The 15,615-nt window shown below is 36.5% G+C and carries 12 protein-coding genes and 1 tRNA gene; 7 read left to right on the top strand and 6 right to left on the bottom strand.

The window, feature by feature from the left end:
• Nucleotides 1-22: 22 nt before the first annotated feature.
• A complete protein-coding gene (locus tag BUE24_RS09005) occupies nucleotides 23-1,216 on the top strand; it encodes a serine hydrolase domain-containing protein (RefSeq protein ID WP_073315665.1) in 1,194 nt (397 codons plus the stop codon).
• A 5-nt stretch (nucleotides 1,217-1,221) separates the two neighbouring features.
• Here the strand turns inward: BUE24_RS09005 and BUE24_RS09000 are convergent, their stop codons facing one another.
• Nucleotides 1,222-2,055 carry a TerC family protein gene (locus BUE24_RS09000; RefSeq protein WP_073315664.1) on the bottom strand — a complete coding sequence of 278 codons (834 nt, stop codon included), beginning with the start codon at nucleotides 2,053-2,055 and terminating at the stop codon, nucleotides 1,222-1,224.
• A 202-nt stretch (nucleotides 2,056-2,257) separates the two neighbouring features.
• Here BUE24_RS09000 and BUE24_RS08995 point away from each other — a divergent pair, with 202 nt between their 5' ends.
• Nucleotides 2,258-2,722 (top strand): hypothetical protein, encoded by a 465-nt coding sequence (locus BUE24_RS08995; protein ID WP_073315663.1) that lies wholly within the window; start codon nucleotides 2,258-2,260, stop codon nucleotides 2,720-2,722.
• A 114-nt stretch (nucleotides 2,723-2,836) separates the two neighbouring features.
• Here BUE24_RS08995 and polA read toward each other — a convergent pair whose 3' ends face one another.
• Nucleotides 2,837-5,665 (bottom strand): DNA polymerase I, encoded by a 2,829-nt coding sequence (gene polA, locus BUE24_RS08990; protein WP_139241951.1) that lies wholly within the window; start codon nucleotides 5,663-5,665, stop codon nucleotides 2,837-2,839.
• A gap of 398 nt (nucleotides 5,666-6,063) precedes the next feature.
• Between polA and BUE24_RS08985 the strand changes: the two genes are divergently transcribed.
• Nucleotides 6,064-7,302 carry a metallophosphoesterase gene (locus tag BUE24_RS08985; protein ID WP_073315661.1) on the top strand — a complete coding sequence of 413 codons (1,239 nt, stop codon included), beginning with the start codon at nucleotides 6,064-6,066 and terminating at the stop codon, nucleotides 7,300-7,302.
• Between the two features lie 70 nt (nucleotides 7,303-7,372).
• Nucleotides 7,373-7,675, top strand: coding sequence for a thioredoxin family protein (locus BUE24_RS08980; RefSeq protein ID WP_342039425.1), 303 nt, complete (start codon nucleotides 7,373-7,375; stop codon nucleotides 7,673-7,675).
• Here the strand turns inward: BUE24_RS08980 and BUE24_RS08975 are convergent.
• Nucleotides 7,672-8,319 (bottom strand): polysaccharide deacetylase family protein, encoded by a 648-nt coding sequence (locus tag BUE24_RS08975; RefSeq protein ID WP_211483314.1) that lies wholly within the window; start codon nucleotides 8,317-8,319, stop codon nucleotides 7,672-7,674. The two genes, BUE24_RS08980 and BUE24_RS08975, sit on opposite strands and share 4 nt — an antisense overlap.
• A gap of 76 nt (nucleotides 8,320-8,395) precedes the next feature.
• Between BUE24_RS08975 and BUE24_RS08970 the strand changes: the two genes are divergently transcribed.
• Complete coding sequence (locus BUE24_RS08970; RefSeq protein WP_073315659.1) at nucleotides 8,396-8,617, top strand: hypothetical protein; 222 nt, start codon at nucleotides 8,396-8,398, stop codon at nucleotides 8,615-8,617.
• A gap of 41 nt (nucleotides 8,618-8,658) precedes the next feature.
• Here BUE24_RS08970 and BUE24_RS08965 read toward each other — a convergent pair whose 3' ends face one another.
• Nucleotides 8,659-11,922, bottom strand: coding sequence for a glycosyltransferase family 117 protein (locus BUE24_RS08965; RefSeq protein WP_073315658.1), 3,264 nt, complete (start codon nucleotides 11,920-11,922; stop codon nucleotides 8,659-8,661).
• A 199-nt stretch (nucleotides 11,923-12,121) separates the two neighbouring features.
• On the opposite strand from BUE24_RS08965, the gene BUE24_RS08960 reads away from it, so the two are divergent.
• A tRNA-Gln gene (locus BUE24_RS08960) sits at nucleotides 12,122-12,194 on the top strand.
• Nucleotides 12,195-12,410: 216 nt separating this feature from the next.
• Here BUE24_RS08960 and BUE24_RS08950 read toward each other — a convergent pair.
• Nucleotides 12,411-13,787: a DUF4230 domain-containing protein gene (locus BUE24_RS08950; protein WP_073315656.1), complete on the bottom strand. Its 1,377-nt coding sequence runs from the start codon at nucleotides 13,785-13,787 to the stop codon at nucleotides 12,411-12,413.
• A gap of 259 nt (nucleotides 13,788-14,046) precedes the next feature.
• Nucleotides 14,047-14,886 (bottom strand): universal stress protein, encoded by an 840-nt coding sequence (locus BUE24_RS08945; protein WP_342039424.1) that lies wholly within the window; start codon nucleotides 14,884-14,886, stop codon nucleotides 14,047-14,049.
• Nucleotides 14,887-15,149: 263 nt separating this feature from the next.
• On the opposite strand from BUE24_RS08945, the gene rimP reads away from it, so the two are divergent.
• The gene (gene rimP / locus BUE24_RS08940; RefSeq protein ID WP_073315655.1) at nucleotides 15,150-15,614 is read left to right on the top strand and encodes a ribosome assembly cofactor RimP; all 465 of its coding nucleotides are present in this window, start codon (nucleotides 15,150-15,152) and stop codon (nucleotides 15,612-15,614) included.
• Nucleotide 15,615 lies beyond the last annotated feature (1 nt).

The raw sequence follows: 15,615 nt of genomic DNA, 5'->3' as shown, positions 1-15,615 counted from the left end.
CGGCACTCTAGATTGTTGCAATATGAAATACTTTTACATTCTTCTGTTGGTTGGTGTCATATCTTGTAATACTTCAAAACCAACAGAAGAAAAAACAATACCCGAACCAAAACCTAAAATATCAGAAAAGGAGTCTTTGTCGTTTTTTTTGGAACATTATGAAAAGTTCTTTGCTACCAACTTTAATGTTTCAGAATGTCCAGGGGCAGCGGTTGTTATAGTTAAAGACTCTACAGTAATCTACAAAAAAGGGTTTGGTGTAAAGGAGATTCATACTCAAGATTCTGTGGGAGTCAATACTGTTTTTAGAATAGCAAGTCTCTCCAAGGGAGTGACTGCAGTTCTTGCCGGTAATCTAGCGGATCGTAATGAAATCACCTGGGATCAAAACATCAAAGAAACAGTTGTGTCATTTGATCTTAGAGATCGGGGACAAGCTAAAAGATTAAATGTACATCATGTGCTATCACATACCACTGGACTTTACCCATATACGTATACAAGGTTGATTCAGCAAGGAATGAATCTGGATCAGATTATTAAAAATTTCAAGAGAAAAGGAGTAGTTGCCCGAGAAGGTGTAGAATATGAGTACCAAAATGCGATGTTTTCTGTCATCGAAAAAGTAATGGAGCAAAACACAGGAACACCATTTGAGGCACTGTTGAGAGAGCGTATTTTTAATCCATCGGGTATGAAAACGGCTTCAAGCAGTTTTGCAGCCATCAAAAACAATCCCGATGTTGCTTTACCGCATAGTTACAATCATTATTCAAAAAAATATCGATTGGATAATTTGCATAAAAACTACTACAATGTAGCAGCAGCTGGAGGAGTCAATGCTTCAATATCTGATATGGGGGAATATCTAAAGGTGTTATTAGGGTATCGTCCGGATGTGATTTCTAAAGAAAAGCTTACGGAGATTTTTAATCCTGTGATCTGTACTAGCGATAAAGATACCTATGTTAACCTATGGGAAGGAGTTACCGATTCGTACTACGCTATGGGTTGGAGGATTCTGGACTATCACAATAGAAGAGTCATCTATCATGGAGGTAATGTAAATCAGTACAAAACCCAAATAATGGTAGACCCCGAAAACAGAATAGGAATCTGCGTATTGTTTAATGGTCCAAATCCATTTAATGGTCCAGTGATTCCTACTTTTCTAAATTACTATGAATTTTTTAAGGATATGAAAGAAAGAGAATAGTAACTCTACTTACTGTCCTTTGTTTTGTTTAGTAGCTCTTCTCGATGTTGTTTTTCCGCCAATAACTTCTTTTGATATCTACCTTGTACGATATCAATAAGAACAAGGACAACAATCACAAAGTAAAAGGTTGTTTTACTCATTGGTGTAATTGGGTTGCCAAACAAATATAGATGCGCCAGATGACCGCCTTCAGATAATAACATGATTCCTACAATCAAAAGAATAAAAAGCCCTAGGACCTCGTACATTCTGTTTTTCTGAAGGAAATTCGAAACTTTATCGGCCAAAACGATCATTAGGATACCTCCTAATATGATGGCAATGGACATCAGGATCAATTGAGGTACATATTCCATATGACTAGTTAGTGCCATAGCACTCAGGATAGAATCAAATGAAAAAACCAAATTCATAATCACAATCCAAAAGATTACTGTATTGATAGAGCCTTTGCGTACGTCTTTTTGTGCAACTTCATGTTCGTTCATCATCATCATATGCCAAATCTCTTTTACGGCTGTATAAATAATAAAAACACCTCCGCCTAGCACGATAAGCCCATGAACATTAAGCTCGAACTCAAAAATTCCATTATCTCGCAAACTGGCAAAAGGATTTTGGAAGTATTGGATTAATGACATCAAAGCAAAAAGTAACACAATACGAAGTACGATGGCTAACCCAACCCCTATTCTTCGAACAAAGCTTTGTTTTTCTGCAGGTGCCTTTTTTGATTCCAAAGAGATGTACAACAAATTATCAAAACCGAGAACGGCTTGCAATAATACAAGCATCAATAGAGTAAAAAGGCTGTCAAGTGTAAAAAGTTGTTCCATAAACGTGTGTATTGGTTGTTTTGCTCACGCAATTATAAATATAAAATTTGTATTTAATCAGTCCATAGCGACAAAATTCTTCTAAGAATCTGTAAATGAGCTACTAATTAATTTGAGAGAAGTTGAGTCGTTTTTTTCGAATGTATTGGCATGGTAGTTGGTAATGTTCGGGGGTAAACAAACAAATCAATTTTAATAAACTATGAAAAACTTATTTTTTTACGTTACGTGTTTAGGGGTGCTATTAACATCATGTTCTAATGACGATGATTCTGGTGGTTTTGCAGCAGTAACTTATCAGTTAGTCGAAGTGAATACAGATAATCCGATCGATGTTAATGGAGACAATGTTGCCAACAGAAACGAACTGCTGGAAACTGATTGTTATGGTAACTCTCGTATTGTGCTAGAAAGTCTTACCAGTGGATACAATTTTACCAGTGAATTTGGGTATTTGGATACTGCTTCTGAATTGAGGACTACCTGTGGGGGTGAAACTAAAAATGGTTCTTACCAACTATCTGATACCTCTTTAGTAATAACTTATGAAGATGGGAGCAGCCAAACTTTTCAGGTGGATGGGGATAAATTACTGGCTTCAGATGAATGGACCCTTTTTGATGGAGATCTAACCAAAAAAGTAGAATTGGTATATCAGAGACAATAGTAAAGCAAGTACTATCCTGAGGTCCTATTGATATAGATTAAGACCGTCTTAATTTTGTTAAGACGGTCTTTTTCTTTTGACTTTTAAGTTAACATATATGTTAGCTATAACTTTTTAATGCGCTTCCAGCCAGTCTTTGCCTAAGCCAAGATCTACATCCAATGGCACTGCAAGTTGATATGCGCTTTCCATTTCGGTTTTGATCAGTGTTTTGATATCTTCCAATTCTGGTTTAAAGACATCAAACACCAGTTCATCATGTACTTGTAATAGCATTTTGGTTTTGTAATTGCCTTCCTTCAACTTTTTATGAATGTTGATCATAGCAATTTTAATGATATCTGCTGCACTACCTTGTATAGGTGCATTTACAGCGTTTCGTTCTGCTGCGCCTCGTACTACCGCATTGGCAGAATTGATATCTTTCAAATAGCGACGTCTACCCAGAACCGTTTGTACATATCCATTTTCTCGAGCAAAATCAACTTGTTCGCTCATATAATTGCGAAGTTTAGGATAGGTTTTATAATAGGTGTCAATCAATTCCTTGGCTTCGCCACGAGAAAGGCTGGTTTGGTTACTCAAACCAAAGGCAGAAACTCCATAGATGATCCCAAAGTTTACTGTTTTGGCATTGCTACGTTGTTCTCTGCTCACTTCGCTAATCGGTACGTTAAACACTCTCGCAGCGGTAGAGGCGTGGATATCTTCTCCATTTCGGAAAGCCTCAATCATGGTTTCTTCTTCGCTTAGCGCAGCAATAATTCGTAATTCTATCTGAGAGTAATCGGCAGCAAGTAAGGTGTAGTCATCATTTCTAGGAACAAATGCTTTTCGTACTTGTCGACCTCTCTCTGTTCGAATAGGTATGTTTTGTAGGTTAGGATTGTTAGAACTCAATCGTCCTGTGGCAGCAACGGTTTGCATGTAATCAGTATGAACGCGACCTGTAGTTTCATTAACCTGGTTAGGTAGGGCGTCAACATAAGTACTTTTTAGTTTGGTAAGCCCCCTATAATCTAATACACTTTGGATGATCTCATGGTCCTTGGCCAAATAGGATAATACGTCTTCTGCAGTAGAGTACTGTCCCGTTTTGGTTTTCTTAGGCTTATCTACCAATTTCATTTTTTCGAAAAGAATCACACCTAGCTGTTTGGGAGAAGCAATATTAAACTCTTCACCGGCAGCTGTGTAAATTTTGCTTTCCAAAGCTTTGATGTCGTTATCTAACTCGTTAGAAAGGGATTCCAGGAATTTCTTATCCAGATTGATTCCTTCGATTTCCATATCGGCTAGCACTCGTAGCAAAGGAATTTCGATATCTTCAAATAAGGAGACGGTTTTGGCTTCGTTTAATTCTGGAGCAAAATGTTCTTTTAATTGAAAAGTGATGTCGGCATCTTCGACAGCATATTCAGTTTGTTGATCTACAGGAACCTGTCTAAAAGAAAGTTGATTTTTTCCTTTTTTTCCAATCAACTCGGTTATAGAGACCGGGGTGTAGTTGAGGTAAGTTTCAGAAAGCACATCCATATTGTGTCGCATATCCGGATTAATAAGATAATGCGCCAACATGGTGTCGAATAACTTTCCTTTTACCTCGATATTGTACTTTGCCAGTACTTTGATGTCATATTTTAAGTTCTGCCCAATTTTTGAAATATGCTCGGCTTCAAAAAATGGTCGTAACTCTTCAATAAGTGCTTGTGCTTCGATGCGATCTTCTGGGAAAGGGATGTAGAATCCTTTGGTTGCTTCCCAAGAAAAAGCAATTCCTACCAGTTCTGCCACCAATGGATCCAAACCGGTCGTTTCGGTATCAAAACATACATGCTCCTGTTGCAGCAAGTTTTTTAAAAACAACTTCATTGCCATCCCAGGATTAATACTTTGATAGAAATGTTCTGTGTTGGTAATAGTTTTACGGCTAGATGACGAAGTAGCTTCTGAGCTATCTTCAGTTTCTCCAAATAATGAAAATTGTCCAGCTCCGGCTTGTTTGCTTGATTTTTTTGCAGCTGGAGTTGAAGTACCTTGGGTAGTTGCAGCTGCTTCTCCTGAAAATATCTTTGTAAACTGATCTTTCAGTCTTCGGAATTCTAACTCTTCAAAGATCTCATGGACTTTTGAACTGTCCGGTTCTGAAAGTTCATAGTCATCAGCATTGAATGTTACATCACAATCGATAATAATTGTGGCTAATTTTTTAGAAAGTAGGCCTAGTTCTGCATTGGCTTCTACTTTTTCTTTCATTTTTCCTTTTAGTTCGTGGGTGTTAGCCAATAAACCTTCCATAGTGCCATAGGCAGCGATAAACTTTTTGGCGGTTTTGTCTCCTACGCCTGGTAATCCTGGAATATTATCCACAGCGTCACCCATCATTCCCAGATAGTCAATCACTTGTTCTGGTCGTTCTACTTCAAATTTTTTCTGCACCTCTGGGATGCCCCATATTTCAATACCGTTACCCATTCGAGCCGGACGATACATAAAGATGTTTTCAGATACCAATTGTGCATAATCTTTATCGGGAGTCACCATATAGGTTTGGTAACCTTCTTTTTCTGCTTGCTTGGCAATGGTTCCAATCAGATCGTCAGCTTCAACTCCGGCTTGCTCAATGATTGGGATATGCATCGCTTTTAGAATATTTTGGATATAAGGAACGGCAATTTTAATAGCCTCTGGTGTTTCGTCCCGATTTGCCTTGTATTCTGGAAATATTTCTAAACGATCTCGACTTCCTTCTTTATCAAAAGCAACAGCCAGATGATCTGGTCTTTCCCTTTTAATCACATCAAACAACGAATTCACAAATCCCATAATGGCCGATGTATCCTGACCCTTGGAGTTTACTCTTGGGTTTTTGATAAGAGCATAGTATCCTCTAAAGATAAGGGCATAGGCATCGAGCAGAAAAAGACGTTTTTGTGACATGATAACAAGTTGAAATTTTAGAAACGCAATATAAAAAGAAGATTAATCAAAACGAGACGAAATAGGTAATAAATATAAATAAGAAATGCCGTCAAGAGCTGACGGCATTTCGCCCCAAAATAAAATTGATAACAATGTATCAACTGCTATAAATACGATAGTAGTTTTTTTACTATATGTTTAAGATTTTTAAATTTTTATGCCCCAAAAGGAAATATTGTTCGAATTTACAAATAAATATTTTACTTCCGAAACAATTTATTAAGATTTATCTCATGAATTTACATAATTTATAACGTATAAACGATAATAAAATTGTATTGCGTTAATTTTTACTTAAAAATAACGACATATGAAAAAGGAGAGATAGTTTTGTCTTGTTAATGAATTTAGAATAATATATGCGCTGGTTAATCCTTATTACGATATTTCTTTTGGTCGAAACTTATGCTTTTCAGGCAGTTAAGACGCTTTCGAAAAATCAAATTGTTCAAATTATTTATGTGGTCATTTCTTTAGGGATTTTGGCCTATGTGATATATACTTTTGCAAACTATGACCGTAGTGTTGGTCCTACTAAATATTCCTTGAGAGCAAGTGGTCTGTTGTTATTAACGTTGGTCCCAAAAATGATATTGGTACTTTTTATGTTTGGAGAGGATATCATAAGAGTGTGCGTGGCGGGTTATAATTACCTTACCAATACTTTTTTTGATGGTAATGTAGCACAGTATATGCCTGATAGAAGAAAATTTATTAGTCAAATCGCTTTAGGTGCTGCAGCAATTCCTTTTGCGGGGCTACTTCATGGGATTTTTAAGGGGAAATACAATTTTAAAGTAATACGTCATGTATTGCATTTTGACGATTTGCCTTCAGCTTTTGATGGCTTTCGAATTGCGCAAATTTCAGATATTCACTCTGGGAGTTTTGATGATCCGGCCAAAATAGAATACGCAGTAGATTTAATTAATGAGCAAGAATCTGATGTTTTGCTCTTTACAGGGGATATTGTTAATACTATGGCAAAAGAGATGGATGATTGGATTGATACTTTTAAAAGAATCAAGAATCCCAAATATGGAAAGTATTCCGTTTTAGGAAATCATGATTATGGAGAATACGTGACCTGGGATAGTGAAGCTGAGAAAGCTGCTAATTTTCAGGCGATAAAAGATATACATACTAAAATCGATTTTAATCTGTTACTTAATGATAGTGCCTTTATCGAAAAGGATGGGGAACGAATAGCAGTAATCGGTGTCGAGAACTGGGGGCATAATTTTAAAAAAGCAGGAGATTTGACCAAGGCGTCAGAAAAGGTGTCTAAGGATGATTTTAAGGTGTTGCTGAGTCATGATCCTTCGCATTGGGAGCATGAGGTAAAAAAACATGATGATCATTTTCACTTAACCTTAAGTGGGCATACGCATGGTTTTCAGTTTGGGATTGAAATTCCTGGTTTTATGAGGTGGAGTCCGGTGCAGTATGTGTATAAGCAATGGGCTGGGATGTATAATGAAACAGGACGTTATCTGAATGTGAACAGAGGTTTTGGTTTCCATGCATTCCCAGGAAGAGTAGGGATTTGGCCAGAGATTACTATCATAGAATTAAGAAAAGGTAAAGAAACTGCTTAATTCTGAGAAAATAGTATATTTACGATAGTTTAGCGAGTGGTTATTTACCATACCATAGCAAATAAAAGTATTGAACATGTCAAAGTTTGGAGAAATAATTGATATTGATGTTCCGGTTCTATTGGATTTCTATACCGAATGGAACGAACCTTCTATTGCCATGCATCCTGTGCTTAAGGATGTGGCTGCAGCAATGGGGGATAAAGGGAAAGTAATCAAAATCGATGTTGATAAGAACGAAGAGCTTGCAACTGCTTTGAGAATTAAAGGATTGCCTACCTTGATGATTTATAAAGGAGGTGAGATGGTTTGGAGACAAAGTGGTGAGCAGGACGCAAACACCTTGATCGGCCTCATGAAAGAATATGTTTAAGGCTGCATACTTTTAAAAGTATATCCTTCCCCTGAAAAATAATCAAGTACTTTCGGTAATACTTCATATAAGTTTTTTGAAGCTTTGATGCTGTCGTGAAACACTAAGATGCTTCCTTCTTCTGTGTGTTTAATAATGTTGTGTAAGCAAATTTCAGGAGCTATTTTTTGTTCCCAGTCTTTGGATAAAACATCCCACATTACAATCTGATATCCCAATTTCTGTAAGGCTTTGTATTTGATGGGGCTAATCTGTCCATATGGTGGTCTGAATAATTGCTTAGAGATAGACTGGCCTAGGGTTTTTTCTATAATGTTCTTGCATTCGTGTGTGTTTGAGATATATGCTTTGGTATTGGTTTTCCAGGCTTTTACGTGATTCATCGTATGATTACCAATTACATGGCCTTCAAAAATAATTTGGCGAGCTATGTTTGGATGCTTTTTTACATTATCTCCAATACAAAAAAAAGTTGCTTTAGCATGGTATTCTTTTAAACAAGACAAAACAAATTCGGTAACTTCTGGAATGGGTCCGTCGTCAAAAGTGAGATATAGCGTGCGTTTATCTTTATGTTTTAAATCCCAAGCGTATGATGGGAATAACTGTTTTAGGATGTTAGGAGTTTTGTAAGGAATCATCATTAAAAACTTGTTTTGCAATCTACTTTTTTTGACTGCTTTTTAATATCTTTGAAAGTAACATTTTAAAACCTACGTAATGAAAAAAAGAAAGTCTAAAAAATTAGAACTTAAAATCCAAAAAATTTCTAAACTTGGCGCAAGATCAATAACTGGTGGAAATTCGCATTATTGCACTTTAACCACTTGTCCAAGATATACTGAAAACTTTACAAATTGTTATGTGAGTAAGTGTATTTTAACGGGTTGTGGTCCAGGAACTACTGGTCCTACAGGAGATCCGGACCCTACTAATCAATAGAATTATAAAAAAAAGACTTCGAAAGAAGTCTTTTTTAATGTTTAGTCTTTTAGTATCGTTTGCGAAGTGTCTTCTTCCTCTTCCAACAGGTTATCATCATCATATTCTTCATCTGAAGAGTATAGTCTGGTAAATAGCCTCAAATAGTTATTAAACTCTTCAGCCTTTTCTTCAATTAGCTCACGATCTTGATTTATTAGTAGTAAATCTACCACACTACGGTAACGTTCTACATTAGTCACAATATCCTCTGCATATTGGTACTGTTCTTTTAAGCTTAAACTACCAAAATAAGTGAGTTGCTCCTGGTACTTTTTGGCAACTTTGTGCCAAAGTTCACGAGCTTTTTCTTTTTCTCCTACCTCATAATACCCGGTTATATATGCCTCAAGTAAGGTGTAATACTCGTAATATTCTATAGGCATTTTATCCATTGCCAAGTCCATCACTTTTTTGGCTTTGTCTTTTTTGCCTTCGGTAATTAATGCTTCTACCAATCTGGCTAAATTGCTTCTGTACGTAATCGCATTTTTTCTGGTTTCTGGGTCGTGATAGATATTAGGGTCATTACTATTCCCCCAATCCCAGCTCATAACATTTTTATACATCAAATCGGTGTCGATTCTACCCATGTCGAATGGATTACGACGATCTACTTTGGTACGTATTGGTACCAATTTAAAAGTAACCCCATCCAACTGCAGATAATCCTTCATCCATAAAAAGTCATCGTCTCCATAGCTTCCACCAGTAAAGTAGATAGGACGTTCCCAATTGTTATTAGCGATGATGTCTAGCATTAACAATCTGTTTTTGAACAGTAGATCACCTTTTAAATGAATATCGATATAAGGAACAATGAGATCAGCATCTTTTTGCGCAACAATACCACTTCGCAATACAGCTTCTTTGTCTACAGGGATTCTAATATGTTTGGTAGGGAAAGTGTTTACCAATTTACCACTTCCTGTATTTCCTTTTGTTCTTGGGTCATCAGTCTCAATCCAACGCATCCAATTTTTAATGAGCATGGTGTCATTAGTCACTGGTTTATAGTAGATAGCATCATTACTTCCATATTTATAAAAATCATGAGTCAATTGAGAAGGTACTGGCTTTCCATCATAAGCTGCTTTTTTCATCTGGTCAATATACCAGTCTGTCGCAAATAAGCTAGTATTTACCGTTCGTACATCAGTACGATACCCTTCGATATCCTGTGCGTACCATAGGGCAAAGGTGTCATTGTCTCCAATGGTAAATAGAATAGCGTCTTCCTGGCAAGATTGTAAATACATCTTGGCCATTGCTTGTGCTGTATATCGATTAGAACGATCGTGATCATCCCAGTTTTGGGAAGCCAAAACTACAGGAACGGCAAGCAAACAGACTACTGTAATTGCTGGAGCCACAATTTTTGGAGTGATATATTTTTTCAAAATATCGAAAAGGGCATAAACTCCAAACCCAATCCAAATGGCAAATACATAAAAAGATCCAACAAGTGCGTAATCTCTTTCTCTGGGTTCAAAAGGTCTTTCGTTGAGGTATACTTTTAATGCTAGTCCTGTAAACAAGAAGAAAATCAACAATACCCAGAAATACTTTTTATCACGCTGAGCCATAAATACAAATCCAAGGAGTCCAAGAAGTAGTGGCAAGAAATAATAAGTGTTACGAGCTTTATTTTTTAATGCATCTGTAGGTAAATTATCCTGTGACCCCAAGTGCATCTCATCTATAAATTTAATACCACTAAGCCAGTTCCCTTCCAGATTAGTAAGGTTACCTTGGTTATCATCTTGTCTTCCAACAAAATTCCACATAAAATATCGCCAGTACATGTATCCCATTTGGTAATCGAACATATAATATACATTGTCCCAAAAACCTGGTTTTTCGACATCGATATAATTACCAAAAGATTGTAAAAATTTATTGTAGTCTTCGTTGTCTAATTTTCCCTGGGCATAATCCCTTCTAAATTTGGTAACGGCATTTAGTAATTCATCTTCGTCTTGATACTCTGGTTTTATTGTAAAACGTAATGGTCCTGTAAAGTCCATGTAATTTGCAATATGCTCGGTGCTCCACATTCGAGGCAAGATGGATTTGTGAGCATCGTCCAGATTTTGCTTGGCATTTTTCCAGTCGTTTACGATAATATATTTTCCGGATTTTAGATCTTTTTCATACTTTGGTTTATCGTCCTCGTATGGGTTGTCTTCATCCAGTTGTGCATAGATTTCAGAAAACTGCGGCCCGTAAAAGAGATGTGTTTCTGGATATTGCTCCAGGTTATAGTATGCCAGAAGCTCTCTGGCATTATTAGGGTTGTTTTCGTTGATTACCGTTCCTGCATTGGCACGGATCGGTAGCATAATCCAACTCGAGAATCCAACCAAAATGAACACTACACATAGTAATAAAGTGTTCAATTGTGTATACGCTTTTTTACGGGTATATCGAATGCCATAGTAGAATGCTGCAATAATGACTAGTCCGGCTATGATTGTTCCAGAGTTGAAGGGCAATCCAATTGAGTTTACAAAGAACACTTCGGCCGCACCAAAGAATTTCAGTGTTGAAGGGAGTAATAATTTAAATATGAATAAAAGAATGGCGACTACTGCTACATTGGCGATCACAAAGTTTTTGATCGTAATCTCTTTATAGTTTTTGAAATAGTATAATAAGCCTATGGCTGGAATTGATAACAGTCCCATAAAGTGTACTCCAAAGGATAATCCAACAATAAAAGAAATGAGTATTAGCCATTTGTCTCCTCTAGGCTGATGCATATCTCGTTCCCATAATAATCCCAAGTAAAACAGAACAGCTAATATACAGGTGGCCATGGCGTATACCTCGGCTTCAACAGCATTAAACCAAAAACTATCAGTAAATGTAAATGCAAGAGATCCTACAATACCACTACCTAATACCGCAAGGGCTTTACTTTTGGTGAATTCTTCATCTTTTACAACAATCTTTTTTACAAGAATGGTGATTGACCAAAACATAAATAAAATGGTAAAGGCACTTGCAAAAGCGGAGGTAAGGTTTACCATTAAAGCGATTTGCGTTACATCCGAAGCAAAAATACTTGCAAAAGCTCCAATCATTTGAAAAAGAGGTGCTCCTGGCGGGTGTCCTACTTGTAATTTTGAGGAGGTGGCAATATATTCTCCCGCATCCCAAAAACTAGCGGTTGGCTCTACGGTTAGCGAATAGACGCATAGAGCAATGGCAAAAATGGCCCATCCCACTATTTTATTCCACTTTTTAAAGTTGAAATTGTTCATATTATTGTATGGTTATGTAACGTGTGGCGAATTTAGTAATAAAAATACTTTCCCCTTGTTTTTTTTAGTAAACGCTTAACAGAAGTTTATATTTTCAAAGACGTAGAATGAAAGAAAAAGTGTCAAATCTGTAATTTTTTGACAAAAATGTTTGCAGAGGAAAAAGATTGTATTAAATTTGCACCCGCAATCACGGTATTGGTCTATGGTGTAACTGGCAACACGTCTGGTTTTGGTCCAGAAGAGTCTAGGTTCGAGCCCTAGTAGACCAACTAAGATTTGAAGGAATTAGATTTGATCTAGTTCCTTCTTTTTTTTGATCAGATTTTGGGCGAGAAGTTTACCCGAGCGTTCGCTGGAGGGAGCCTTAGTAGACCAACAAAAAGGAATTATCTTATTAAGGTAATTCCTTTTTGTTTTAGGTTTAGGACGGGGTGTCTTCAGTTTGATAAAACTGAAGAAAAGAATGTTCTCTAACCGAAAATTAATCAACTTTTAAATGTCGATGCATTTAATACACTTTTGATAGATGGTAGGTCTGAATGGTCTATCAAGATTCTTTCTCTGCCGTAACCGAATTTCACTTTGACTGAGTAGGGATAGGGCATTGAAGTGGATATAGGGCCAAATATTATACGCAAAAGCTCTTCTGCGTTTGAAATAGCATTGCTAAATAAATAGGTGTCATTTATTGCCTGATTTCTCATATTTTCTTTAATTCTATAATTTACATAGTTCAATTGATCAGGCCCCATTTCAACAAACCAACCATTGTCAATATCTCTAAATTGTGTACTTACCTCATGGGATGTTATTTGCGGCGTAGGGAAATGTACAGTAATTTCATGATTCGAATGATCTATCTTTAATTCAAACCGTTTCATTAAATCAAATCCTGCTTTTGTGGTAGCTTTCGAATCAGTTATTACGGTTGCGGTAGATGTTCCTACCCAGATTTTCTTTTCTATACTATATTGATTTGATGCTGTTGTTTTTACTTCGGCGGTTGCAAATTCTGCTATTTGATTACTTACTTGCTGTTTGATTCTGATTTCAGAGAGCTCGTAGTCCTCTATCAGGCCTTTTTCTTTTAATTTGATGAGGTAAGGTCTTATTGCATAAGATGCCACATATGGGCAAATCTCTTTTGCCCCAGCTTTCATGAAGAAAGCAGAGTACGGATTTTCTACCATTCCTTTCATAAAAATGTTAACCAAATCACAGATTTGTCCCCCAAGAACTGCGTCAAAATTGTTTAACCCTTGTATATTTCTTTTCGAAAAAATGGTTTTTTCTTTCTCCAGGTTAGTTTGTTTGTTAAGATGGGTCAGTTGTGTATATGCAGAACGATTCATCTTCTGACTTTCCTTGCGATATAAAGCTAGTATGTAATTTCTATCTTTCTTTTCCAATTCAAAGTTATCGGACAGGAAAGTAAGTAGCTCTGTATTAATGGAATTCATTATGGTAGAAAATTCTTTGTAATTTCCTCCAGAGTCTGAGAAGCCTACAGAGGCAACGTTATTTATAATTCGGGCATAATGAATTTGAGGTTCAAATTCGTATTTCAGCTTTTTGAACACCTCTTCTATTTTTAGTATATCTGCATGTTTAGAGTCGAAACCTCTGGCAAAACCTATACTATCACCTCTTCTGTATCCCAAAGTATCACCAAACATTTGACCACGTTCAAACCCGTTGTTGTTCCCTTTTAGGAAACCAGCATTATTCCCTTTTCTGTATCCGGTTTCAAATGAGTTTTCTGCTACCTGTTGATAGGTTATAGAGAATCCAATTGTTAAAATTAATATCACTGCAACTATTCCCCCGACCAATTCTATTTTATCAAATACCACTTTCCCCATTGTTGTATCATTTAGTTGTAAAAAAAAATAACCCCAAGCTCCAGGTATAGAAATACCTGAGTAGGGGTTGTTACTTATTGATGTGTTATATAAAGGTAAGTTTATATTTTGGTTTACCTGCTGGCAATCAGTTTTTTAACAAAAAAATAAAATAAGATTGGAGTTCGTTGTTTTTTTTTGAATCTGGTTTTGCTAAATCATCCGGTTTAATTTGTGCAAATTGAACATGTTATTTTGTGCATACTAGGGAGGTTGTTTGTTAAGATAGAATTTTAAAGGTGATCACTGGTCTTTTGGCATGATTTACTACATCTTCACCTAGACTACCATTAATAAAGTGAGATAGTCCTTTTCGGCCATGTGTGCTAATACCGATCATACCTGCATTAACAGAGCCAGCAAAATTGAATATCCCTTTTTCTACAGTGATATCATTGTATATATTGAGCGTGTAATTTTCGATCCCAAGACCAGCGATCATTTTATTCATTTTCTCTTCGGTTTCGTAGGTGGTTTTAAAACCGTTGGCAGTATTTACCCATACCAAATGTAAATTAGCAGCTATGGATTTTGCAAAATCGTTGGCTGCAACCAAGCAATCTCTGTCCTCGTCGTCAAAGTTTGTGGCATATACAAAATCATTAATATCAAATAATTGACACTCTTCTTTGATTACCAAAACAGGTTTTTTTGAAGTTCTAACTACCTTTTCGGCATTAGAACCGATAAACAATTCTTCAAAGCCGGTAGATCCATGAGATCCCATGACGATGATATCCACATTGTTTTTCTCACTAGCTTCATTAATACCGGTATGGATGTCTTCAAAACTTACCGTTTCGATCACCTCTATATCTTTTAGGTATTCTTTTTCCATTAGCTCTTCAAACTTGCTATGTGCCTGTTTCATGAAAAAAACTGCCTCAGGAGCAGCAGCCGGTGCGCCTGTAGACATAAGGTCTGTTAGATGCATTGGGAGTTCAAGTATGTGTAGGAGGTAGATAGAAGCATTATTCTTTATAGCGATTTGGGCAGCTACTTTAAGCGCGCTCTCAGCCTGGCTCGAAAAATCCGTGGGTACAAGTATATTTTTAATCATAATACAGCGTTTTTTGAAATGTGTTATTGTTATTTTCTAAACATCAGAAATGATAAACCATTCTTTAGATACTCCTTTAGTGGGGTAGATAGGATTTAATCGGTTAAACCTTGGGGCGCGATATAGGTAATTGGATATCTTAAATTTACGAATAAATTCATTGTTTGACATATTTTGTATCTAAGATATTATTGTTATCTTTGCACCGTTGAAATTAAAAAACCAGGTTGAGGGGACGAAAAGTCCCCTCTTTTTATCTATTTATGTCATTAAAAGACAAGGTTCATAGTTTGTTAGAAGAGGCGTTGAAAGAACATGCGTCTCTGTTTTTGATCGATTGCAAAATTCATCCCGATAATAGTATTGAAATTATTATCGATGGAGATCAAGGGGTGAAGGTAGAAGATTGTATTGCTATAAGCCGTGCAATCGAACATAATCTGGATAGAGAAGAAGAAGATTTTTCTCTTCAGGTAATGTCTGCCGGAGTTTCAGAATCCTTGAAACACATTCGTCAGTACAAAAAGAATGTGGGGAGAAAACTCAAAGTTAAAACCGAAAATCAAACCGTAGAAGGAGAATTGATTTCAGCTACCGAGAATGCTATAAAGCTTACCTGGAAAACCAGGGAGCCTAAACCTGTTGGTAAAGGTAAAGTAACGGTAACCAAAGAGGCTGATATAGCCTACCAAGAGATTGTAGAAGCAAAAGTTATGATAACATTTTAAT

The sequence above is a fragment of the Aquimarina spongiae genome (assembly GCF_900141785.1).
GTDB classification, from domain to species: domain Bacteria; phylum Bacteroidota; class Bacteroidia; order Flavobacteriales; family Flavobacteriaceae; genus Aquimarina; species Aquimarina spongiae.
This window is presented reverse-complemented; position numbering and strand designations above follow the sequence as displayed.

Excerpts from the sequence above, each read along its gene's own strand:
- BUE24_RS09005 (WP_073315665.1), top strand. The coding sequence starts at position 23 with ATGAAATACTTTTACATTCTTCTGTTGGTTGGTGTCATATCTTGTAAT.
- BUE24_RS09000 (WP_073315664.1), bottom strand. The coding sequence starts at position 2,055 with ATGGAACAACTTTTTACACTTGACAGCCTTTTTACTCTATTGATGCTT.
- BUE24_RS08995 (WP_073315663.1), top strand. The coding sequence starts at position 2,258 with ATGAAAAACTTATTTTTTTACGTTACGTGTTTAGGGGTGCTATTAACA.
- BUE24_RS08985 (WP_073315661.1), top strand. The coding sequence starts at position 6,064 with ATGCGCTGGTTAATCCTTATTACGATATTTCTTTTGGTCGAAACTTAT.
- BUE24_RS08975 (WP_211483314.1), bottom strand. The coding sequence starts at position 8,319 with ATGATGATTCCTTACAAAACTCCTAACATCCTAAAACAGTTATTCCCA.
- BUE24_RS08970 (WP_073315659.1), top strand. The coding sequence starts at position 8,396 with ATGAAAAAAAGAAAGTCTAAAAAATTAGAACTTAAAATCCAAAAAATT.
- BUE24_RS08965 (WP_073315658.1), bottom strand. The coding sequence starts at position 11,922 with ATGAACAATTTCAACTTTAAAAAGTGGAATAAAATAGTGGGATGGGCC.
- BUE24_RS08950 (WP_073315656.1), bottom strand. The coding sequence starts at position 13,787 with ATGGGGAAAGTGGTATTTGATAAAATAGAATTGGTCGGGGGAATAGTT.
- BUE24_RS08945 (WP_342039424.1), bottom strand. The coding sequence starts at position 14,886 with ATGATTAAAAATATACTTGTACCCACGGATTTTTCGAGCCAGGCTGAG.
- rimP (WP_073315655.1), top strand. The coding sequence starts at position 15,150 with ATGTCATTAAAAGACAAGGTTCATAGTTTGTTAGAAGAGGCGTTGAAA.